Here is a 22,114-nt window from a genome sequence, read left to right as displayed (position 1 = left end):
CGCGCCGACGCAGGGGGACCACCGTGGATTTCTCACTCACCGACGAGGAACGGGCGGTCCGGGACACCGTCCGGTCGTTCATCAGCCGGGAGGTGATGCCGCTGGAGCAGGAGGTGCTGCGCCGCGAGCGCGCCCACCGGCCCGGGCTCGACCGCTCCGAGCTGCGGGAACTCCAGCTCAAGGCGAAGAAGTTCGGCTTCTGGGGGCTGGCCACCCCGGAGGAGTACGGCGGGATGGACCTGCCCGCGGTCCTGCAGTCGCTGATCTGGACCGAGCTCGGGCGTACCTTCGTGCCGTTCCGCTTCGGCGGCGAGGCGGACAACATCCTGTTCCACGCCACCGAGGAGCAGAAGCGGGAGTTCCTCATCCCCACCATCGAGGGGGAACGGATCTCCTGCTTCGCGATCACCGAGCCGGGCGCCGGCTCCGACGCGGCCAACATCCGGCTGTCGGCCCGGCGGGACGGCGACGACTGGATCCTCGACGGCGAGAAGACCTTCATTACAGGAGGCAACGACGCCGACTTCGCCATCGTGGTGGCGGTAACCGACCGGGAGAAGGGCGCCCGCAACGGCGGCGCCACCGCGTTCCTGGTGGACCGGGCGATGGGCTGGCGCTCGGAGTTCATCCAGACCATGGGCGAGGGCGGGCCGGCCTCGCTGATCTTCGACGGCGTCCGGGTGCCGCACCGCAACATCCTCGGCGAGGTCGGGCAGGGCTTCGCGCTGGGCATGCAGTGGATCGGCAAGGGGCGCTACACCATCCCCTCGCACGCCATCGGCATCGCCGAGCGGGCCCTGCAGATGGCGATCGACCAGGCCAACACCCGGGAGACCTTCGGCGCGAAGATCGGCACCAACCAGGCCATCCAGTGGATGATCGCCGACTCGGAGACCGAGCTGGAGGCGGCCCGCTGGCTTGTGCTGCGCTCCGCCTGGACGGTCGACCAGGGCCTGGACCCGCGGCACGCCTCCTCGATGGGCAAGCTCTACGGCGCCGGCATGGTCAACCGGGTGGTGGACCGGGTGCTCCAGATCCACGGCGGCATGGGCTACACCCGGGAGCTGCCGATCGAGCGCTGGTACCGGCAGGTGCGGCTCTACCGGATCTTCGAGGGCACCGACGAGATGCAGCGGCTGATCATCTCCCGCGACCTGCTGCGCGGCTACACGAAGATCGGCGGCCACCTGGCCTGAGCGCGGACCGACGCCTGATCCGGCTCGGGCTTCACCTGAGTCGGCTCAGCCGGTCAGCGCCGCGAGGGCGGTGTCCACATCGGCCTCAGTGGAGTAGAGGTGGAAGGAGGCCCGGACCCGACCGGCGCGCACCGCCGCCCGCACCCCGGCCCGCGCCAGCTTCTCCTCCGCGTCGGGCACCTCGACGGTCACGATCGCGCTGTCACCCGGCGGCCGGCCCAGGCCGGCGAGGAACCGGTTGGCCAGCGCGACGTCGTGGTCCCGGATCGTGGGCAGCCCGATCTCGACGAGCAGCTCCAGGGCGGGCGCCGCGCCCACGTAGGAGAACCAGGCCGGGGAGATGTCGAAGCGCCGGGCGTCGCCGGCCAGCCGCAGCGGCGGACCGTAGTAGGAGGCGTGCGGGTCGGCGCCCGCGTACCAGCCGGCGGCGTCCGGACGCAGCCGGTCGCGCAGCGCCGGGGCCAGGTAGGCGAAGGCCGCACCGCGCGGCGCCATCAGCCACTTGTACGCCGCGACCGCCACCACGTCGGCCCGGCCCGCGTCGAAGGGCAGCCAGCCGCAGGCCTGGGTGGCGTCCACCGCGACGAGCGCGCCGTGCGCCCGGGCCGCGGCGACGATCTCGTCGTACGGGGCGACCGCGCCGTCGGCCGACTGCACCAGGCTGAACGCGACCAGGTCGGTGTCGGCGTCGATCGCGTCCACCAGCCCGGCCAGCGGGACCGTGCGTACCGTGACGCCCCGCTCCTCCTGCACCAGCCAGGGGAAGAGGTTCGAGGTGAACTCCACCTCCGGGACGACCACCGTGGCTCCCGGCGGCAGGGCGGCCGCCACCGGGGCGAGCAGCTGCGACGCCGTGCTGCCGATCGCCACATCCGCCGCCGCCACCCCGACCAGGGCGGCGAAGGCGGCCCGGGACCGTTCAACGGACCCACCCCACACCTCCCAGGAGATCCGGCCCACTCGCCAGTCCGCCAGAGCCTCCTCCAGTGCCGCCCAGGCCGGATCGGGCGGCAGGCCGTAGCTGGCGGTGTTCAGCCAGCCCGGCTCCGGCTGCCACAGCTTCTTCGCGACGTCCCAGTCCATGACGCCGACGCTAGTGCGGGGGCGGACGGCCCGTCAGTCGCCAATCCCGCGGTGGTGGCTCCCGCTCCGCGTGGTGACGGCGGCCGGTGCGGGATAGCGTCGGCCGCACACCCATTCCGGGAGGTTGGCGATGATTCTCGAGATCCGCACCTACCGTCTGAGGCCCGGCACGATCGACGAGTTCGTCCGGGTGATGCGGGAGGAGGCGGCCCCGCTGCTGGCGAGCGCCGGCATCCGGGTGGTGGCCGCCGGGCCGTCCCTGGTCCGCGAGGACGGCCACGAGGAGGCGTACCTGATCCGGGCCTTCTCCTCGCTCGCCGAGCGCGACGTGCGGGAGGCGGCGTTCTACGGCAGCGCGGCCTGGCGGGACGGGCCGCGGGAGGCGATCCTCTCCCGGATCGAGAGCTACCACACGGTGGTGCTGGAGACCGCGGAGGCCGCCGGGGACGTGCTGGGCGGGCACCGGCCCTGACCGCCCCGCCCCCGGTCAGCTGACGTTGGCGGGGCCCAGGACGCTCTTCAGGTCACCCATCAGCGCGGTGGTGGCCGCCACCCGGAACGGGCCGAGCCGCAGCGTGGTGACCTTGCCGCCGTTGAGCAGCTTGACGTGCACCTCGGTGTCGCCGGGGTGCAGCACCAGGGTCTCCTTGAGCCGCTCCACCAGCGGCGGCGTGCAGCGGTGCACCGGGATGGTGAGGGTGACCGGCTTGTTCGCCGGGTTGCTGGTGACGTCCGGCATGGACATGTCCATCGCCATGATCCGCGGGGTGTCGTCGCGGCGGTCCACCCGACCCTTGACCACCACGATCGCGTCCTCGGCGATGTACTGCCCGATCACCTCGTAGGTGTTGGGGAAGAACAGCGTCTCCACCCCGCCGGCCAGATCCTCCAGGGTGGCCGAGGCCCAGGCCCGGCCCTGCTTGGTGACCCGGCGCTGCACCCCTGAGAGGATGCCGGCCAGGGTGACCACCGCACCGTCCGGCACCCCGCCCTCCTCGGCGAGCGCGGCGATGGTGGTGTCGGCCGCCGCGCCCAGGACGTGCTCCAGGCCGAAGAGCGGGTGGTCGGAGACGTAGAGGCCGAGCATCTCCCGCTCGAAGGCCAGCTTGTCCCGCTTGTCCCACTCGCTGTCGCCGATGGTCGGCATCACCGTGGTGCTGCCACCGGTGTCGGCGTCGCCGAAACCGGCGCCGAACAGGTCGTACTGACCGACGGCCTCCTTGCGCTTGACGTCGGCGTACGCGTCGATGGCGTCGGCGTGCACGGCGAGCAGGCCCTTTCGCGGATGCCCCAGCGAGTCGAACGCGCCCGCCTTGATCAGCGATTCGATGGTCTTCTTGTTGCAGACCACCGCGTCCACCTTGGACAGGAAGTCGTAGAAGTCGGCGTAGTCGCCCTTCTCCTCGCGGCAGCGCATGATCGAGGCGACCACGTTCGCGCCGACGTTGCGGATCGCGGCGAGGCCGAAGCGGATGTCCCGGCCGACCGGGGTGAACGGCCCGGCCGAGGTGTTGACGTCGGGCGGCAGGACCTGGATGCCCATCCGCCGGCACTCCGACAGGTAGAGCGCCATCTTGTCCTTGTCGTCACCGACGGAGGTGAGCAGCCCGGCCATGTACTCGGCCGGGTAGTTCGCCTTCAGGTAGCCGGTCCAGTACGACACCAGGCCGTAGCCGGCGGTGTGCGCCTTGTTGAAGGCGTAGTCGGCGAACGGGACGAGGATGTCCCACAGGGTCTGGATGGCCTCGTCGGAGTAGCCGTTGTTCCGCATGCCGTCGCGGAACGGGATGAACTCCTTGTCGAGGACCTCCTTCTTCTTCTTGCCCATCGCCCGGCGGAGCAGGTCGGCCTGGCCGAGGCTGTAGCCGGCGAGCTTCTGCGCGGCGCGCTGCACCTGCTCCTGGTAGACGATCAGGCCGTGGGTGGGGCCGAGGATCTCCTCCAGCGGCTCGGCCAGCTCCGGGTGGATCGGGGTGATCTCCTGCTGGCCGTTCTTGCGCAGCGCGTAGTTGGTGTGCGAGTTGGCGCCCATCGGGCCGGGCCGGTAGAGCGCCAGGACGGCGGAGATGTCCTCGAAGTTGTCCGGCTTCATCAGCCGCAGCAGCGAGCGCATCGGCCCGCCGTCGAGCTGGAAGACGCCGAGGGTGTCGCCCCGGGCCAGCAGCTCGTAGGTCGGCTTGTCGTCCAGCGGCAGGGTCAGCAGGTCGACCTTGCGCCCGTGGTTGAGCTCGATGTTCTTCAGCGCGTCATCGATGATCGTCAGGTTGCGCAGGCCGAGGAAGTCCATCTTCAACAGCCCGAGCGACTCGCACGTCGGGTAGTCGAACTGGGTGATGATCGCCCCGTCGGCGTCCCGGCGCATCAGCGGGATGTGCTCGATGATCGGCTCGGCGGACATGATGACGCCAGCGGCGTGCACACCCGTCTGCCGGATCAGCCCCTCGATGCCCTTGGCAGTGTCGATCACCTTGCGCACGTCCGGATCCGACTCGTAGAGGCCCCGGATCTCGCCGGCCTCGGCGTACCGGGGGTGCTTCGGGTCGAAGATGCCGGTGAGCGGGATGTCCTTGCCCATCACCGCCGGTGGCATCGCCTTGGTGATCCGGTCGCCCACCGCGTACGGGAATCCCAGCACCCGGGCCGAGTCCTTGATCGCGGCCTTGGCCTTGATCGTGCCGAACGTCGCGATCTGCGCGACCTTGTCCTCGCCCCACTTCTCGGTGACGTACTTGATCACCTCGCCGCGCCGACGCTCGTCGAAGTCGATGTCGACATCCGGCATGGAGACCCGCTCCGGGTTGAGGAACCGCTCGAAGATCAGCCCGTGCGGGATCGGGTCGAGGTCGGTGATGCCCAGGGCGTACGCGACGAGCGAGCCGGCGGCCGAGCCACGACCCGGGCCCACCGCGATGCCCTGGCTCTTCGCCCACTGGATGAAGTCGGCGACCACGAGGAAGTACGACGGGAAGCCCATCTGGATGATGATCCCGAGCTCGTACTCCGCCTGGACGACGTGGCCCTCCGGGACGCCGTTGGGGAACCGGCGGGCCAGCCCGCGGAAGGTCTCCTTGCGGAACCAGGACTCCTCGGTCTCCCCCTCGGGCACCGGGAAGCGCGGCATCAGGTTGCGGAACTCGAACATCCCGGTCGGGTCGACCTTCTCAGCGACCAGCAGGGTGTTGCGGCAGCCCTGCTGCCACAGCTCCGAGGAGTCGACCGCGCGCATCTGCTCGGCCGACTTGATGAAGTAGCCGCCGCCCTCGAACCGGAACCGGTTGGGGTCGTCGATGTTGCTGCCGGTCTGCACGCAGAGCAGCACGTCGTGCGCGGTGGCCTGCGCCTCGTGGGTGTAGTGCGAGTCGTTGGTGACCACCGGCGGGATGTCGAGCTTGCGGGCGATCTCGGTGAGCCCGTCGCGGACCCGGCGCTCGATGTCGAGACCGTGGTCCATGATCTCCAGGAAGTAGTTCTCCTTGCCGAAGATGTCCTGGTAGCTGGCGGCGACCTTGAGCGCCTCGTCGAACTGGCCCAGCCGCAGCCGGGTCTGCACCGCGCCTGAGGGGCAGCCGGTGGTGGCCATGATTCCCTCGGCGTGCTCGGCGATCAGCTCCATGTCCATCCGGGGCCACTTGACGTAGTGGCCCTCCATGGAGGCGCGCGAGTTCAGCGTGAACAGGTTCTTCAGCCCGGCGGCGTTCCGCGCCCACATGGTCTTGTGGGTGATCGCGCCGTTACCGGAGACGTCGTCGCTCTTCTGCTCCGGCCGGCCCCACTTCACCCGCGCCTTGTGGAAGCGCGACTCCGGCGCCACGTACGCCTCGACGCCGAGGATCGGGGTGATCCCGGCGGCCATCGCCTGCTTGTAGAAGTCGTTCGCGCCGTGCATGTTGCCGTGGTCGGTGATCGCCACCGCCGGCATGCCGAGCCGGTTGGCCTCGGCGAAGAGGTCCTTGAGCCGGGCCGCCCCGTCGAGCATCGAGTACTCAGTGTGCACGTGCAGATGCGCGAACGAATCGCCCATGCGTGGCGCCCCCCCGGGTCGGTTCATGGGTGGTGAGAAGTCGGTCGGCCCACCCTATCCCCGGCGTCCGAGGCACCTCCAGCAGCCGCGCGGGCAGATCACCGTCAGGGTGGCGTGGATCTCCCGCACCGACCTGCGCGCCCGGTGAGTCGGCTGCCGGACTCGGCCGGGCCGAGGCCGCGGGACCGGTCGTAGCCTGGACGGCACGGCACCTCGGGCGAGCACGGGAGGCAGTCATGCCCCTCGCGGAGGGTATCGACGACCTGGCCAGGTCCGCCGCGCGCGGCGACCCCGGAGCTCTCGACGTGCTGCTGGCGGCCGTCCGCCCGGAGGTGCTGCGGCTCTGCGCCCGCCTGCTGCCCAGCCGAGAGGACGCCGAGGAAGCGTGCCAGGACGCGCTGCTCGCGCTGGCCAGGGGGATCACGCGGTTCGAGGGGCGGTCGTCGTTCCACACCTGGCTGTACCAGCTCACCGCGAACCGGGCCCGGTCGACCTACCGCGTACTGCGCCGGCGCTGGATGGTCGAGGCCGGTGGCGTGCCGCTGCCCGACCCACCCGATCCCCGGCGGACCAGCGTGGTCGCCGGAACCCGGCTCGACCTGCTCGACGCGCTCGACTCGGTCCGCCCCGAACTCGCCGAGGCGGTGACCCTGCGCGACATCCTCGGCCTGAGCTACCGCGAGATCGCCGCCCTGCTGGACCTGCCGGAGGGGACCGTGAAGTCCCGGATCCACGTGGCCCGCCAGCAGCTCCGCCAACGGCTGGCAGGCGACCGGACATGAACCCACGATTCCTCGAACCGAACAGGCCGTGGCGGCGACAGACACGGTGAAGGGCACAGTCACCGAAGGAGGACCGCCATGAGAAGCAGCACCCCTGGACGCCGGCTCTCGGCCGCGGCCACGGCCGTTGCGCTGATCGCTGTCATCGGGGCGTGCGGGGAGGAAGCGGTCTCGCCACTTCCGGTCCAGCCGCCCACCGCGGCGACCGGGGTCACTCCGACCGGACCACCCGGCACGCCGACGACCTCGCGACCCGCTTCGGTCGCCTCCCCGCCGTCCGCGACCCGGGGCACTCCCCGAGCCACGCCGTCGGCGACCGGCGCGCCCGCCTGTCTCGGGGCGACCCGCTACGACCTCAAGGTGGACGAGCAGGAGCTGGCGCTGCTCACTTCGCTCTGCCTGGCCACCGGCGGAGTCCTCCGCATCGAGGGGATCGGACCCGGTCAGGTCGCCGTGGACCGGAAGGACCTGGCGTCGACCAGCTACGAGGCGGGAGTCGTGAACGTACGCTTCCTGCGTCGCGGGACGGTCGCGGTCACGATCCCGCACGGCGGCCGGACGTACACGGTGACGGTGGTGGTGCGGTAGCCCGCCGGGCCTACCGCACCCGCAGCCCGGCGAGCAGCGTGTCGACGAAGTCGTCGCCGCTGCCCCCCGGCGGTGCGATCTGCACGTAGATCAGCCCGCTGCGGCCCGGTCCGAGGCCCGCCGCCTCGACGATTTCCGGCCTGCCGCGCTCGCAGCCGAACCGGGCCACCACCCAGTCAACTCCCGCCTGACGGGTCCTGCGCACCGGCGCGGCAGCGCAGGTCGCGTGCGGGCGTTCGGCGAGAAAGCCCTCGGGGCCGGTACGCGCGGCGATGCTGGCGGAGAGACCGACGAAGGCACCCGGCAGGCTGGCGTGGGCCGCCCACCGCTGCGGGTCGGGCGACATCACCAGCGCCGGTTCGAGCCGACCGTCGTCGCCGAACTGGCCCGCCCAGCCGGTGCCCGCCGCCCGCCACCCTGCCGGGAGCGCGACGGTGAGCGGGCCGCTCGTCCAGGTGGCACGCGGCCGTTGCACGATCGCGGCGTCGCCGGCCGTGCCGGCCAGCCCGACGAGCACCATGGCCGCCGCGGCGGCGACGCCGAGCCGGTGCCGGCGGACGGGCTGCCACCCGGTCGACCGGCCCGCACCGGCGGACCCGCCCGTGGGCGTCGCCGCCCGCCGCAGTGCCGACCCGAAGGCCGCCGCGTCGAGGTAACGGTCTGCCGGGCGGGGTGCGGTCGCCCGGCGAAGCACCGCCGCCACCGTCGGCGGAACCTCCTCCCGTAGCCGGCTCGCCGCGCCCGGCCGCGCCACCTCGACGCCGAGAAGTCGGACGGCGAGCCGACCCAGGCCGAACACGTCGGCGCGGATGTCCACCACCCCGAACGGATCGTCCTGCTCCGGCGCCATGTAGCCGGGGGTGCCCGCCCTGACGGTGAGGCCGGACGCGGCGGCGACCGCCTTGGCCAGCCCCAGATCGGCGATCAGTACCCGTTCGCCGCTCGTGCCCGAGCGGAAGAGGATGTTGCCCGGTGTGAGGTCGCGATGCACGACACCGTTGCGGTGCAGGACCGCGACTCCGGCGGCGATCTCCACCAACAGGTCCAGGGCCGGCGCCAAGGGCATCGGGCCGCGCGCCAGCCGCTCCCGCAGGCTGCCGCCGTCCGCCCAGGCCAACACCGCGTACGGTCGACCGTCGGGCAGTTCGCCCACGCTGTGCACGGGGACCAGCCGCTGGTGGTCGAGTCGCCGCAGCAGGCGGGCCTCGTCCAGGAACCGTTCCCGCACTCGCAGGTCGTGGCTCCAGTTCTCAGCCAGCACCTTGATCGCCACCCGGGAGTCGAGGACCGGGTCGTGGCCCAGCCAGACGGTCGCGAAGGACCCCGTCCCGAGCAGCCGCTCGATGCGGTACGGGCCGATCCACCCCGGACTGTCCATCGCCTCACCCCCGTCCCCGCTTCGACGGTAGACGGCGGGGGCCGCCCGGCGGACCTGCCGCGCGCGACCGTCCACAGAGCCGTCTAGTGGCACAATGATGTAGCGTTAGCCACTAGTGTGCGCCACACAGTATCGTGTGGGTCATGGTGAGCGAGGAGATCCTGCGGACCCATCTCCAGGAGTTGCGCCGCGGCACGGTGGTGGTGGCGAGCCTGGTCGCCCTGCGCCGCCCCGACTACGGCTACGCGCTGCTGCAACGCCTCGCGGCGCACGGCTTCCCGGTCGACGCCAACACGCTCTATCCCCTGCTCCGGCGGCTGGAGGAGCAGGGGCTGCTGACCAGCGAGTGGAACACCGAGGAGAGCCGGCCGCGCAAGTTCTACCGCATCAGTGACGAGGGTGAGACGGTGCTGGCCCGCCTCCTCGACGACCTCGCCGCCGTGCAGACCTCCGTCGCCGGGCTGATCGAAGGAGACGACCGATGAGTTCCCTGACCGACCGCTACCTCGCCGCCACCCTGCGGGCGGTGCCGGCGCCCCGCCGCGCCGAGCTCGCCTCCGAGCTGCGCGCCGCCATCGAGGACATGATCGACGACCGGACCGGCGCCGGGCAGGACGCCGAGGCCGCCGAACGCGAGGTGCTCACCGACCTGGGCCAGCCGGAGCGGCTGGCCGCCCGGTACGCCGACCGCCGGCTCCAGCTCATCGGCCCGACGTACTACCTGGTCTGGCAGCGGTTGCTGCGGCTGATGCTGGCTACCGTGCCCGGCACCGTCGGCGTCGTGGTGGGCGTGCTCGAGGCGACCGTCGGCGACGACCCCGGCCGGGCGGTCGGCGTGGGCATCAGCAGCGCGTTCCAGACGGCGGTGCAGATCGCCTTCTGGGTCACCCTGGGCTTCGCGGTCCTGGAACGGACCGACACCTCGCTCAACCTGCCCGAGTGGAGCGTCGACCAACTCCCGGAGGGTCCGGCGGAGCGGGACGTGCGGCTCATCGACACCTGCGCGTCGGTGGCGATGCTGCTGCTCACCCTCGCCTTCCTGCCCTGGCAACACTTCCAGCCCTGGGTCTCCGACACCGACGGCGACCGCGTCCCGCTCCTCGACCCGGCGCTCTGGAGCTCGTGGCTGCCGGTCCTCGCGGCCGTGCTCGTGGCCAGCCTGGTGCTGGAGGTCGCCAAGTACCGGGCCGGGCGATGGACCTGGCCGCTCGTGGCGGTGAACGCCGCCCTCGACCTGGCGTTCGCGGTGCCGGTCATCGTCCTGCTGCTCACCGACCGGCTGCTCAACCGGGAGCTGGTGCAGCGGTTCGAGTGGCTGCGCATGGACGGACACCTCGACACCGTCGCCCGGGTCACGGTCGTGGTCGTCGCCGCGATCACGGTCTGGGACGTCGCCGACAGCATCGTGAAGGCCCGGCGCCACCACGCCTGACGCAGTCTCGGTCCGGCCCGGCGCGCACGGGGCGCCGGGCCGGACCGGCCGGTCAGCCGGCGGTCCGGCCCACCCGCCACTCCTGGGCCAGCAGCGCGTACACCGCCTCGTCGACCCACTCCCCCTTGACGAACTCGTTCTGCACCAGGTGGGCCTCGTGGCGCATGCCGAGCCGGGTCAGCACCCGGGCCGAGGCGGCGTTGCGGGCGTCCAGCCGGCCGACGATCCGATGCAGGCCGAGCCCGTCGAAGCCGAGCCGCAGCAGCTCCCGGGCCGCCTCGGTGGCGTACCCGTGGCCGGTGTGGTCCGGGTGCAGCACGTACCCGATCTCGCCCTGCCGGTGCTCGGCGCTGGTCCAGATCAGCAGCACGTCGCCGACCAGCTCGCCGGTCGCCCGGACCACGATGGCCAGGTTGAGCACGTCGCCCGGCGCGCGCAGCGCCACGCGAGCGCGCTTGCGGGCCAGCGCCTCCCGGCTGGCCGCCTCGTCGTTCGGCGGGAAGTAGAGGTAGCGGGTGACGTCGGCACGGGACTGGTAGGCGTGCAGGGCGGCGAAGTCGTCGGCGGTGAAGAGCCGCAGGTCGAGGCGGTCGGTCCGGAGCGGGAGGTCGGGCAGGAGCATCCCGGCAGGGTACGGCCACCCGAGGCGGCCGGTCAGCCCGGTTTCGCCGCGATGCCGCCGAGGCGCCGCGGGCTGCCGAGGCGCCGCGGGCTGCCGAGGCGCCGCGGGCTACGGCCTGGTGGCGGTGCTGCGCGGTGGCGGGAGTGGATGCTCGCACCAGACGCTGTGGAGCTGATGTCGTGAACGAATCAGCCGGCGGTACCGGGTGATTCGGCTACGACATCAGCTCCACAGCGTCCGTGACGCACACCCGGCCGCCACAGCGGTGAGCGGGCGGCCGGATCAGGCGTCGACGGCGGGCATCACGTCGTCGGAGACGTCGAAGTGGGGACAGTGACAACTGCCGGGAAACGGCCCTACCATCGGCGGCGTTAAATCGGCGGTCGCTACCATGCCTCGCACGGATCGGGGGTGAGGCGATGAGGTGGCGGTACAACCTTGCCCTGGCGGACATCTCCGTCGTGGTCGTACTGACTCTGGTGGACCGGTGGCCCAGCGACAGCAGGCCCTAGGCCCTGGTGATCGCCGGCGTCGTACTCGCCGCGCCGCTGCTCTGGGCGTCCGCCGCGCCCACGCCCACCTGGGGCTGGGCGGTCTCGGCGCTGCTGCTGGCCGTGCTGCTCGCCAGCCTGGTGACCTCGCGGGTGGTCCTCGGCCACGGGCCGGCGGCACCGGCCGTCGACTGGCTGCTGCCGTACGTCACGGTCGGCGTCGCCATGTGCCTCGCGGCGACGGGCCTGGCCCGCGCCTGGCGGTGGCAGGTGGTCGGAGGGCTCTCGGCACTCCTGGCCGTCTCCCTCGGCTACGGCGCCTTCCAGCGGAATCTGATCGGCAACCAGGTGCAGATCCCGATCGGCGACGCCGCCCCGCTGACGTCCGGACTGCGCGTCGCCGACGGGGGCCGGACCGACTGCGGCACGAACGGGGCACTGTGCGACCGGCAGGTCGTCATCCGGACGGCCCGGTCACCGGAGGAGGTCAGGTCGGTGCTGCGGTCGCACGGCTGGAGCGCGGACTGCCGGCCGGTGACCGGCATCCTGACCGCCGTCGCCGATTTCGATTACGGCAGCCGCTGCGTCTCGGTGGACGCCGGCCGCGAGTCCAGCGTCGTGGTCGTCGGCCTGCTCGGGAAGGCGGACTGGTGGTTGAAGGTGGAACGCGGCCCCTGACCGCCCCAGTTGATCGGCGCCTACATCGGAAAAGTGGTCATCCGGGCCTATCGTGGCGAGTGGGTCGAACATGAAACGTCACCCGGGGTCCCGGCGGTCTCGGCGCTCCGGGTGACCGCGTTCCCGTTCGGGCTGGCCGCGCGGGTCCTAGGCGGTGAACCGTACAAGAGCCTCGCCTCGTTCGTGCGGGCCCTGCCAGCCGTCGCCGAGCGCGCGAAACGCGACTGATCGCGCGGGGTTGGTTCAGTAGGACCGGCGACGAGGCGCACAGATACGGATGCGCGCCGCCGAGCCAATGCCTTGATCGGCTCGACGGGGCGAGGCGGCCTCAGCCGACAGCGGCCATGATCTCGTCGCTGACGTCGAAGTTCGCGTAGACGTTCTGCACGTCGTCGCAGTCCTCGAGCGCGTCGATCAGCTTGAAGATCTTCCGCGCGCCCTCCTCGTCGAGCGGCACGTTCATGCTGGGGAGGAGGGACGACTCGGCCGACTCGTACTCGATGCCGGCGTCCTGCAGGGCGGTGCGGACCGGGATCAGGTCGGTCGGCTCGGAGACCACCTCGTACGCCTCACCGAGGTCGTTGACCTCCTCGGCACCCGCGTCGAGGACCGCCATCATCACGTCGTCCTCGGTGGTGCCCGGCTTGGGGACGATCACCACGCCCTTGCGGGAGAACATGTACGACACCGAACCGGCGTCGGCGAGCGAGCCGCCGTTGCGGGTCAGCGCGGTCCGGACCTCGGTCGCCGCCCGGTTGCGGTTGTCGGTCAGGCACTCGATCAGCATCGCCACGCCGTTCGGGCCGTAGCCCTCGTACATGATCGTCTGCCAGTCGGCGCCGCCGGCCTCCAGGCCGGAGCCCCGCTTGACCGCGCGGTCGATGTTGTCGTTCGGGACGGAGCTCTTCTTGGCCTTCTGGATGGCGTCGTAGAGCGTCGGGTTGCCGGCCGGGTCGCCGCCGCCGGTTCGCGCCGCGACCTCGACGTTCTTGATCAGCTTGGCGAACATCTTGCCGCGCTTGGCGTCGATGACGGCCTTCTTGTGCTTGGTGGTCGCCCACTTTGAGTGGCCGGACATCTCATACCTCCGTCTGTTGACTCACGCCCTGCGTCGACTGTCCGCGCCAGCTCCACCGCCTGGACCGGCGGCCGGTCGGATGGAGGGCTGCGGCGGGCCAGGGGCCCTGCCGAACCGCGGCAATCCTACCGAGGTCCCGGCCGGCGGTGTCACACGCGCACCGACCGAACGTGGAGTGGGCCCTCCTCCCAACAGGAGGAGGGCCCGTCCGGACCCCTCAGGCGGCGCGGACCAGCTCCACGAAGTAGCGGTGCAGCCGCAGGTCACCGGTGAGCTCCGGGTGGAACGAGGTGGCGACCAGGTTGCCCTGCCGGACCGCGACGATCCGGTCGGCGGCCGGCCCGTCGGTGACCCGGCCCAGCACCTCGACGCCCGCACCGATCCGCTCGACCCACGGGGCCCGGATGAACACGGCGTGGAACGGTTCGCCCTCGACCCCGGTGATCGCCACCGGCGCCTCGAACGAGTCGACCTGCCGGCCGAACGCGTTGCGCCGCACCGTCATCTCGATGCCGGCGAAACCGCGCTGGTCGGGCCGGCCGTCCAGGACCTCGGTGGCCAACATGATCATGCCGGCGCAGGACCCGTAGACCGGCATGCCGCCGGCGATCCGCTTGTCGATCGGCTCGCGCATCTCGAAGATGTCGGCGAGCTTGCTGATGGTGGTGGACTCGCCGCCGGGGATGACCAGCCCGTCGACGGCGTCCAGCTCGGCCGGACGGCGTACCGGGCGGGCGTCGGCGCCGGCCCCGGCCAGGGCCGCCACGTGCTCGCGCACGTCGCCCTGGAGCGCCAGCACCCCGATCGTCGGCGTGTCGCTCATGCGCTCACCAACCGCGCTCGGCCAGCCGGTGCGGCTGCGGGATCTCGTCGACGTTGATGCCGACCATCGCCTCGCCCAGGCCGCGGGAGACCTTGGCCAGCACGTCCGGGTCGTCGTGGAAGGTGGTGGCCTTGACGATCGCGGCGGCGCGCTGGGCCGGGTTGCCCGACTTGAAGATGCCGGAGCCGACGAAGACGCCCTCCGCGCCGAGCTGCATCATCATGGCGGCGTCGGCCGGGGTGGCGATGCCGCCCGCGGTGAAGAGCACCACCGGCAGCTTGCCGGTCGCGGCGACCTCCTTGACCAGCTCGTACGGCGCCTGGAGCTCCTTGGCGGCGACGAACAGCTCGTCCTCCGGCAGCGAGCTCAGCCGGCGGATCTCCTGCCGGATCTTGCGCATGTGGGTGGTGGCGTTGGAGACGTCACCGGTGCCGGCCTCGCCCTTGGAGCGGATCATCGCCGCGCCCTCGGTGATCCGGCGCAGCGCCTCGCCCAGGTTGGTCGCCCCGCAGACGAAGGGGACGGTGTAGGCCCACTTGTCGATGTGGTTGGCGTAGTCGGCCGGGGTCAGCACCTCGGACTCGTCGATGTAGTCGACGCCGAGCGACTGGAGGATCTGCGCCTCGACGAAGTGGCCGATCCGGACCTTGGCCATCACCGGGATGGAGACGGCGTTGATGATGCTGTCGATCATGTCGGGGTCGCTCATCCGGGACACCCCGCCCTGGGCGCGGATGTCGGCGGGCACCCGCTCCAGCGCCATGACGGCGACGGCGCCGGCATCCTCGGCGATCTTGGCCTGCTCGGCGGTGACCACGTCCATGATCACGCCGCCCTTGAGCATCTCGGCCATGCCCCGCTTGACGCGGGCGGTGCCGACGACGGGCGTGGCGTTGGCGTTCGGGGAGGTGGATTCGGGCACGGGTCATCGCTCCTTGGACGTGCTCGGGGGTGGCTGGCAGAAATGTTACGACGGGGTCAACGGCGGTCCGACAGCCAATCAGACCCACGGTGGCCTGCATTGTGGCCCCCATCACCCCTGATCATGGCCGCTGTGCGCGTCCACGACCGGTCAGCCGGTGGTGACGTCCGCCGGGACGGCGAGGGTGGGGTCGTCGACGTCGAAGTAGCGCGGCCACTCGTGCCGGCGTCCCATCCGCAACAGACGCACCAGCGGACGGCCGCGCGCCGTCCGGGCGTCCCGCACCAGGTCGGTGTGCACCTGCCGGGCCAGCGCCAGCCGCCGGCTGGCCGCCACCACGGCCGCGCAGGCGGGGTCGGTCGGGTCCAGGACGACCGCGCGCAGCTGCCGGGTGAGGTCGTTCTCCGCCGCCTCCCGTTCCTCGGGCGGCGCGTCCAGGGCGATCCGGGCGGCCGCGTACAGCTCGACGCCGAACCGTTGCTCGGCCAGGACCGCCGCGGCCGCCGCGCGGCGCAGCAGGTGCGCGTCGAGCGCCCGGGCCGCCGACTCCGCGCGGGCCTGCAAGCGCTCCACCCGGCCGGCCGTCCAGATCAGGTACGCCGCGACGAGCCCGACGACCAGGGCCGTGCCCACCACCCACCACATGCCCGGCATCGTAGTGCTGCTCCGTTCCCGCCCGGTTCGGCGCGGCCGCGGCCGCCACGCTGGTCACACCGGCCCCGCCGGCCCCACAGTTCAGCCCATCTCCGCCCATTCCTGGTCGATGACCCGACCGTCGGTGGCCTCGATCGCCGCTGCGTATACCTCCTGAACGCGGCGGGCAACCACGGGCCAGTCGAAATTCGCCACCACCTGGTCGCCGCAGGCGGTCAGGGCGGCCCGCCCGTCGGCGTCGTCGAGCAGCTCGGCCAGGGCGGCGTGCAGCCCGACGGAATCGCCGGTCGGGAAGAGCCGGCCGGCCCGGCCACCGTCCAGCACCCGGCGGAACGCGTCCAGGTCGCTGGCCACCACCGTGGTGCCGGCCGCGAGGGCCTCGGTGAGGATCATCCCGAAGGATTCCCCGCCGGTGTTCGGCGCGACGTAGAGGTGCACGGAGCGCAGCATGCGCGCCTTGTCCGCCTCGGAGACCAGGCCGAGAAAGGTGATCCGGTCGCGCAGCTCGGCCGGGAACCGCTCGTACAGGTCGTCCCGGTCGCCCGGACCGGCCACCAGCAGGCGCAGCCCGGGGCGGTGCCGGGCCAGCGCGACGAACGCGTCGCGCAGGATCGGGAAGCCCTTGCGGGGCTCGGTGAACCGGCCCAGGAAACCGAGCGCGCCGCCGGTGCCCGGACCGCACTCCCCCGGCCAGCCGGGCAACGGGTCGACCCCGGCGAACTTCGCCACGGCGACCCCGTTGGGAATCTCCACCGCGCCGCCGTCCATGTGCTCGACCTGCACCTTCCGCGCGAGGGCGCTGACCGCGATCCGGGCGGTGATCCGCTCCAGCAGGATCTGCAGCACCCCCTGCGCGGCGGAGAGCACCCGCGAGCGGGTCATCGCGGTGTGGAAGGTGGCCACCACCGGGCCGCGCGCGCAGAGCACGGCGAGCATGGACAGGCTGGGGGTCAGCGGCTCGTGCACGTGCAGCACGTCGAAGTCGCCCCGGTTGATCCACCGCCGCACCCGAGTGGTGGAGACCGGCCCGAACGCGATCCGGGCCACCGACCCGTTGTACGGCAGCGGCACCGCCCGGCCCGCCGAGACCACGTACGGCGGCAGGGGCGAGTCCTCGTCCGCCGGGGCGAGCACGCTCACCTGGTGCCCCAGCCCGATCAGCGCCTCGGCCAGGTCCATGACATGGTTCTGCACCCCGCCTGGAACGTCGAAGGAGTACGGGCACACGATGCCGATCCGCACGTCAGTGTCCTTCGTTCGCGCCTGCGGGGCTCGGCTGCGCTGCACTCCTCGCGGTCACCGCGGCGCCCTCCTCAGATCGTCCCGGTGGTGGCCGGCGGCGCCGCCGCGGTCCCGCCGTCGGTCGTCGCCCTCGGGTCCAGCCACATCCGCTGCAACATGTGCCAGTCTTCCGGATGCCGGGCGATGCCCGCCGCCAGACCGTCGGCAATCCGCTGGGTGACGAGCCGGACCCGCTCGTCCAGCGGCGCGCTGTCCGGGTCGGGCAGCGCCAGCGGTCCCTCGATGGCGGCGCACGCGGCGTCCGACTCGTACCACAGCGAGGCGACGTAGAGCGGCGCGCCGGTGCGGATCGCCAGCAGGGCCGGCCCGGCCGGCATCCGGGTACGGCCGCCGAAGAAGTCGACCTCCACCCCCCGGGCGGACAGGTCCCGGTCGGCCAGCAGCGGCACCACCGCGCCGGCCCGGACCCGGTCCTCCAGCACGTCGAAGGCCGGCCGGGCGCCGCCGTGGGTGGGCAGGATCTCCATGCCCAGGCCCTCCCGGAAGGCGACGAACCGCTCGAACACGCTCTCCGGCTTGAGTCGCTCGGCGACGGTGGTGATCGGCCAGCCGGTCGCCGCCACCCAGGCGCCGGCCGCGTCCCAGTTGCCGGCGTGCGGCAGCGCCACCACCGCACCCCGGCGGGCGGCCACGTCGGCGGCCAGCTTCTCCGCCCCGTCGAGACGGAACCCGGCGAGGATCTGGGCCCGGCTCAGGGCGGGCAGCCGGAACGCCTCCATCCAGTACCGGGCGTACGAGCGCCGGCCGCGCCGGACCAGGTCGTCCAGCTCGGCCTCGGGCACGTCGGGGCCGACCACCCGGCGCAGGTTGGCGCGGAGTCGGGCCGTACCGCCGCCGGGGTTGCGGGCGGCGCGGTCGGCGCCCACCCGGAAGGCCGCGGCCACGACGGGCCGGGGCAGGGCGCGGACCAGGCGCCAGCCGGCGACGTAGCCGAGCTCGGTGAGGTTCACTCCTGGCCGATCCGCTGGGCCTGCCGGTACACGTGGGCCATCCGCTGCCCGACCGTGAAGATCGAGACGGCGGCCAGCAGCCACAGCGCGATCTCCAGGGCCAGCGGCACGCCGATGCCGGTGAGCAGCCCGCCCACCCCGACGATCAACAGCCGCTCGGTGCGCTCGGCCACGCCCACGTTGGCGGTCATCCCGAGCCCCTCCGCGCGGGCCTTCACGTAGGAGACCAGCGCGCCGGCGGCCAGGCAGATCAGCGCGGCGGCCGTCCCGGCGTGGTCACCCTGCGTGGCCAGCCAGTACGCGACCGCGCCGAACACGGCGCTGTCGGCGATCCGGTCCATGCTCGAGTCGAGAAACGCCCCGAACCGGGTGGACCCGCCGCCCATCCGGGCCATCGTCCCGTCGAGCAGGTCGGTGAGCGCGAAGAACGTCACGATCAGCGCGCCGGCGACCAGCTGGCCGCGGGCGCCGAAGCCGAGGGCGCCGACGAGCACGCCGAGGGTGCCGGTCACGGTGACCGCGTTGGGGGACACGCCGGCGCGGAGCAGGCCGCGCGCGATCGGCTCCACGACGCGGGTCATCCCCGCGCGGGCCGTCACTTGGAAGATCTTCGCCATGGCGGTCCCACGATAACGGCCCGCGGCGTGCGGCGATACGGCCGGTCGTCCGACCCGCCCGACGGAGTCTTGTGTCGGGTCCATGACGGGTGTGAGATCGGGTATGGGAGGTGAGCGAGCTCACCGACCCGCCCGTTGAGTACCCGTCGTCCAGGAGACCACCGGAGGATATCGCCGCGGCACCCGTTCGGGCCCGCTTCCCCGTCGCGCGCGGCGGTCGCCACCACCACCGGCTGAGGGAGGTGCGCCGCGATGGCGCAGAAAAATCAGGAGAAGGGTGTCACCGGCGGCGTGCCGGTGGTGACCGAGCCCGCCAGGGTTCGCAACGTGGTGCTCGTGGGGCACTCCGGCGCGGGCAAGACCACCCTGGTCGAGGCGCTGCTCGCGGCGAGCGGCACGATCGGTCGCGCCGGCACCGTCACCGACGGCACCACCGTCTGCGACCACGACCCGGCAGCGGTCCGCCAGCAGCGCTCGGTGAGCCTGGCGTGTGCCCCACTGATGCACCGCGATGTCAAGGTCAACCTCCTGGACACCCCCGGGTACGGGGACTTCGTCGGCGAGCTGCGGGCCGGTCTGCGCGCCGCCGACGCGGCGCTCTTCGTGGTCTCCGCCGTCGACGGCATGGACGCGGCCACCGCCGCCCTGTGGGAGGAGTGCGCGGCGGTGGACATGCCGCGCGCGGTCGCGGTGACCCGGCTGGATCACCCGCGCGCCGACTTCGACGAGGCGGTGGCGCTCTGCCAGCGGGTCTTCGGCGACAACGTGCTCCCGCTGTACCTGCCGATGCTCGGCGACGACGGGGTGTCCGTCGTCGGCCTGCTCGGGCTGATCACCCGCCGGGTCTTCGACTACACCGCCGGGCTGCCGGCGGCGGTGCGCGAGCCGGACCCGGAGCACCTGCCGGCGATCGTGGAGTCCCGCAACGAGCTGATCGAGGGGATCATCGCGGAGAGCGAGGACGAGACCCTGATGGACCGCTACCTCGGCGGCGAGGAGATCGACACCGAGGTGCTCATCACCGACCTGGAGAAGGCGGTCGTCCGGGGGCACTTCTACCCGGTGGTGCCGGTCTGCGCGGAGACCGGGGTCGGGCTGGACGCGCTGCTCGACGGGCTGGTGGCGGCGTTCCCGTCGCCGCTGGAGCACGAGCTGCCGGCGGTCACCGGGGTGGACGGCTCGCCCCGACCGCCGCTGACCTGCGACCCGGACGGTCCACTGGTCGCCGAGGTGGTCAAGACCACCGTCGACCGGCACGTCGGGCGGGTGTCCCTGGTCCGGGTCTTCTCCGGCACGCTCCGCCCCGACCAGGTGGTGCACGTCTCCGGGCACGGGATGGCCGAGCGGGGGCACCCGGATCACGACGCCGACGAGCGGGTCGGGCACATCTACAGCCCGCTCGGCGCCCAGCTGCGCGAGGTCACCGCGTGCGTCGCCGGCGACCTCTGCGCGCTGACCAAGTCGGGCAGCGCGGAGACCGGCGACACCATCTCCGCCAAGGAGGAGCCGCTGCTCATCGCGCCCTGGGAGATGCCCGAGCCGCTGCTGCCGGTGGCGATCGTGGCGAAGAGCCGGGCCGACGAGGACGCGCTGGCCCGGAACCTGGCCCGGCTGGTCGCCGGCGACCCGACGCTGCGGCTGGAGCGCAACGCCGAGACCCACCAGCTGGTGCTCTGGTGCATGGGCGAGGCGCACGCCGACGTGGTGCTGGACCGGCTGCGCGCGGGCGGCGTCGAGTTGGAGACCGAGCCGGTGCGGGTGGCGCTGCGCGAGACGCTGACCGCCGGCGCCCGGGGCCACGGCCGGCACGTCAAGCAGTCCGGCGGGCACGGCCAGTACGCGGTCTGCGACATCGAGGTGGCGCCGCTGCCCCGGGGCGCCGGCTTCGAGTTCGTCGACAAGGTGGTCGGCGGGGCCGTCCCGCACAACTACATCCCGTCGGTGGAGAAGGGCGTCCGGGCGCAGATGGAACGCGGCCTGGTCGCCGGGTTCCCGGTGGTGGACCTGCGGGTGACCCTCTTCGACGGCAAGGCGCACAGCGTCGACTCCTCCGACGCGGCGTTCCAGACCGCCGGCGCCCTCGCCCTGCGCGACGCCGCCGAGAAGGGGCAGCCGGCGCTGTTGGAGCCGGTCGACGAGGTGACCATCCGGGTGCCCGACTCCTCGGTCGGCGCGGTGCTGGGTGACCTCTCCGGCCGGCGTGGCCGGGTGCTCGGCACCGAGCCCGACGCGGACGCCGAGGGCCGCACCCTGGTCCGGGCCGAGGTGCCCGCCACCGAGCTGGTCCGCTACGCGGTGGAGCTGCGCTCGATGACCGCCGGCACCGGCACCTTCCGCCGCGAGTTCGCCCGCTACGACCCCATGCCCGCCCACCTGGTCGACCAGGCCCGCAAGGAACACGCCACCCACCCCTGACCAGGGCTCCGACCACTCCCGTCAGGGGCGGACGGCCGGGACCGGGGGCATCGGCCGGTGGGGGCGGTCGGCGTCGCGGCGGGCGGCGGTGCGCAGCGCCGCCAGCTGGCGTTCGACCTCGGCGAAGTGGTCGGGGGCGAGCGGTCCCCGGTGCCGGGCGGCGGCGTTCTCCTCGACCTGGGCCACGGTACGGGCGCCGGGGATCGGGACGGTGCGGCCGCTGCGCGCCCAGAGCCAGCCCAGCGCCCCCTGCGCGAGGGTCCGGCCGTCGGCGGTCAGCGCGCCCCGCACCGCGGCCAACCGGCGCAGCCACTCCGGCGCCGGCCGGCCGCCGCGGAACCACTCCAGCCAGTTCGGGGCGGTGCCGCGCACGTCGTCACGGGGCAGCGTCGAGTCGGTGCTGTACTTCCCGGTCAGCAGCCCCATCCCGAGCGGCCCGCGGGCCACGCTGGCCAGGTCGTGCTTGTCGCAGACCGCCAGCATGGCCGGCGCGTCCCGGAGCACCGACAGACCGTGCTGCACCGCGGTGGCGCCCCGGGCGACCTGGGCGAAGGCCGCCGCCCGGTCGGGCCGGTCGGTGCTCCAGCCGTACGCCCGGACCACCCCGTCGGCGACCAGGTCCTCCAACGTGCCGACGAGCGCCTCGACCCGCGGCACCGGCAGGTCACCCAGGTGCAGCTGGTAGAGGTCGATCCGGTCGGTGTCGAGGCGGCGCAGCGAGTCGGTGACCGCCCGCCGCAGGTACGCCGGTGAGGCGTCCTCCCCGGTCGCCTGCCGGGCCGTCTCGTCGAAGGTGTAGCCCCACTTGGTGGCGATCACCGCCTCGTCGCGGCGGCCGGCGAGCGCCCGCCCGAGGACCCGCTCACCGTGCCCCGCCCCGTACGTGTCGGCGGTGTCGAAGAGGGTCACGCCGAGGTCGAGGGCGCGCCGGACCGCTCGGACCGACTCGTCGTCGTCCACCGCGCCCCAGCCCAGCGGCCGGACGCCCTCGGCCCAGGGGCCGCCGATCGCCCAGCAACCCATGCCGAGCGCGCTGACCTCGATGCCGCTGCGGCCCAAAGTCCGCGTGGTCACTGCCATCG

Annotated in this window: 21 protein-coding genes; 9 read left to right on the top strand and 12 right to left on the bottom strand. The window is 72.8% G+C overall.

Translation table 11 applies throughout. The annotated features are described in order from the left end of the window. Positions 1–23 precede the first annotated feature (23 nt). On the top strand, positions 24–1,196 hold the full coding sequence (locus I8N68_RS11970; protein ID WP_200209991.1) for an acyl-CoA dehydrogenase family protein: 1,173 nt from the start codon (positions 24–26) through the stop codon (positions 1,194–1,196). 45 nt (positions 1,197–1,241) lie between these two features. Here I8N68_RS11970 and I8N68_RS11965 read toward each other — a convergent pair whose 3' ends face one another. Next, entirely contained in the window at positions 1,242–2,279 is a 1,038-nt protein-coding gene (locus I8N68_RS11965) for an aminotransferase class V-fold PLP-dependent enzyme (RefSeq protein WP_200209990.1), read from the bottom strand. Between the two features lie 130 nt (positions 2,280–2,409). Between I8N68_RS11965 and I8N68_RS11960 the strand changes: the two genes are divergently transcribed. Continuing rightward, on the top strand, positions 2,410–2,751 hold the full coding sequence (locus I8N68_RS11960) for an NIPSNAP family protein (protein WP_200209989.1): 342 nt from the start codon (positions 2,410–2,412) through the stop codon (positions 2,749–2,751). Positions 2,752–2,766: 15 nt separating this feature from the next. Here the strand turns inward: I8N68_RS11960 and dnaE are convergent, their stop codons facing one another. After that, positions 2,767–6,300, bottom strand: coding sequence for a DNA polymerase III subunit alpha (gene dnaE, locus I8N68_RS11955; RefSeq protein WP_200209988.1), 3,534 nt, complete (start codon positions 6,298–6,300; stop codon positions 2,767–2,769). A 236-nt stretch (positions 6,301–6,536) separates the two neighbouring features. On the opposite strand from dnaE, the gene I8N68_RS11950 reads away from it, so the two are divergent. Further along, positions 6,537–7,082, top strand: a complete 546-nt coding sequence (locus tag I8N68_RS11950) for an RNA polymerase sigma factor (RefSeq protein ID WP_200209987.1) — start codon at positions 6,537–6,539, stop codon at positions 7,080–7,082. Between the two features lie 78 nt (positions 7,083–7,160). Next, a complete protein-coding gene (locus I8N68_RS11945; RefSeq protein ID WP_200209986.1) occupies positions 7,161–7,670 on the top strand; it encodes a hypothetical protein in 510 nt (169 codons plus the stop codon). A 10-nt stretch (positions 7,671–7,680) separates the two neighbouring features. Here the strand turns inward: I8N68_RS11945 and I8N68_RS11940 are convergent, their stop codons facing one another. Next, on the bottom strand, positions 7,681–9,048 hold the full coding sequence (locus I8N68_RS11940) for a serine/threonine-protein kinase (protein ID WP_200209985.1): 1,368 nt from the start codon (positions 9,046–9,048) through the stop codon (positions 7,681–7,683). Positions 9,049–9,191: 143 nt separating this feature from the next. Here I8N68_RS11940 and I8N68_RS11935 point away from each other — a divergent pair, with 143 nt between their 5' ends. Together I8N68_RS11935 and I8N68_RS11930 are read left to right on the top strand one after the other, a co-directional pair. Then, entirely contained in the window at positions 9,192–9,533 is a 342-nt protein-coding gene (locus I8N68_RS11935) for a PadR family transcriptional regulator (RefSeq protein ID WP_200209984.1), read from the top strand. Further along, positions 9,530–10,480, top strand: coding sequence for a permease prefix domain 1-containing protein (locus I8N68_RS11930; RefSeq protein WP_200209983.1), 951 nt, complete (start codon positions 9,530–9,532; stop codon positions 10,478–10,480). Before I8N68_RS11935 ends, I8N68_RS11930 begins: the two co-directional genes overlap by 4 nt. Positions 10,481–10,532: 52 nt before the next feature. On the opposite strand, the gene I8N68_RS11925 is transcribed toward I8N68_RS11930, so the two are convergent. Then, complete coding sequence (locus I8N68_RS11925) at positions 10,533–11,102, bottom strand: GNAT family N-acetyltransferase (protein ID WP_200209982.1); 570 nt, start codon at positions 11,100–11,102, stop codon at positions 10,533–10,535. 518 nt (positions 11,103–11,620) lie between these two features. On the opposite strand from I8N68_RS11925, the gene I8N68_RS11920 reads away from it, so the two are divergent. Continuing rightward, a complete protein-coding gene (locus tag I8N68_RS11920; RefSeq protein ID WP_200209981.1) occupies positions 11,621–12,271 on the top strand; it encodes a hypothetical protein in 651 nt (216 codons plus the stop codon). Between the two features lie 9 nt (positions 12,272–12,280). After that, on the top strand, positions 12,281–12,499 hold the full coding sequence (locus I8N68_RS11915; protein ID WP_200209980.1) for a hypothetical protein: 219 nt from the start codon (positions 12,281–12,283) through the stop codon (positions 12,497–12,499). Positions 12,500–12,599: 100 nt separating this feature from the next. Here the strand turns inward: I8N68_RS11915 and I8N68_RS11910 are convergent, their stop codons facing one another. From I8N68_RS11910 to pgsA, 7 genes are all read right to left on the bottom strand, one after another. Then, positions 12,600–13,349, bottom strand: a complete 750-nt coding sequence (locus tag I8N68_RS11910) for a YebC/PmpR family DNA-binding transcriptional regulator (protein WP_200209979.1) — start codon at positions 13,347–13,349, stop codon at positions 12,600–12,602. Positions 13,350–13,566: 217 nt separating this feature from the next. Continuing rightward, on the bottom strand, positions 13,567–14,172 hold the full coding sequence (pdxT, locus tag I8N68_RS11905) for a pyridoxal 5'-phosphate synthase glutaminase subunit PdxT (RefSeq protein ID WP_200209978.1): 606 nt from the start codon (positions 14,170–14,172) through the stop codon (positions 13,567–13,569). Between the two features lie 4 nt (positions 14,173–14,176). Beyond that, on the bottom strand, positions 14,177–15,094 hold the full coding sequence (gene pdxS / locus I8N68_RS11900) for a pyridoxal 5'-phosphate synthase lyase subunit PdxS (protein ID WP_200209977.1): 918 nt from the start codon (positions 15,092–15,094) through the stop codon (positions 14,177–14,179). A gap of 150 nt (positions 15,095–15,244) precedes the next feature. After that, positions 15,245–15,748, bottom strand: a complete 504-nt coding sequence (locus I8N68_RS11895) for a hypothetical protein (RefSeq protein ID WP_200209976.1) — start codon at positions 15,746–15,748, stop codon at positions 15,245–15,247. A gap of 81 nt (positions 15,749–15,829) precedes the next feature. After that, positions 15,830–16,990: a glycosyltransferase family 4 protein gene (locus I8N68_RS11890; protein WP_200209975.1), complete on the bottom strand. Its 1,161-nt coding sequence runs from the start codon at positions 16,988–16,990 to the stop codon at positions 15,830–15,832. A gap of 71 nt (positions 16,991–17,061) precedes the next feature. Beyond that, positions 17,062–18,000 carry a phosphatidylinositol mannoside acyltransferase gene (locus I8N68_RS11885; protein WP_200209974.1) on the bottom strand — a complete coding sequence of 313 codons (939 nt, stop codon included), beginning with the start codon at positions 17,998–18,000 and terminating at the stop codon, positions 17,062–17,064. After that, positions 17,997–18,617, bottom strand: coding sequence for a phosphatidylinositol phosphate synthase (gene pgsA / locus I8N68_RS11880; protein ID WP_200209973.1), 621 nt, complete (start codon positions 18,615–18,617; stop codon positions 17,997–17,999). The genes I8N68_RS11885 and pgsA overlap by 4 nt, the downstream gene beginning before the upstream one ends. A gap of 252 nt (positions 18,618–18,869) precedes the next feature. On the opposite strand from pgsA, the gene I8N68_RS11875 reads away from it, so the two are divergent. Beyond that, positions 18,870–21,032, top strand: a complete 2,163-nt coding sequence (locus I8N68_RS11875; RefSeq protein ID WP_200209972.1) for an elongation factor G-like protein EF-G2 — start codon at positions 18,870–18,872, stop codon at positions 21,030–21,032. A 21-nt stretch (positions 21,033–21,053) separates the two neighbouring features. On the opposite strand, the gene I8N68_RS11870 is transcribed toward I8N68_RS11875, so the two are convergent. Beyond that, positions 21,054–22,112 carry an aldo/keto reductase gene (locus tag I8N68_RS11870; protein WP_200209971.1) on the bottom strand — a complete coding sequence of 353 codons (1,059 nt, stop codon included), beginning with the start codon at positions 22,110–22,112 and terminating at the stop codon, positions 21,054–21,056. Positions 22,113–22,114 lie beyond the last annotated feature (2 nt).

It is taken from the genome of Micromonospora coerulea, assembly GCF_016598485.1.
Classification (GTDB): domain Bacteria; phylum Actinomycetota; class Actinomycetes; order Mycobacteriales; family Micromonosporaceae; genus Micromonospora; species Micromonospora coerulea.
This window is presented reverse-complemented; position numbering and strand designations above follow the sequence as displayed.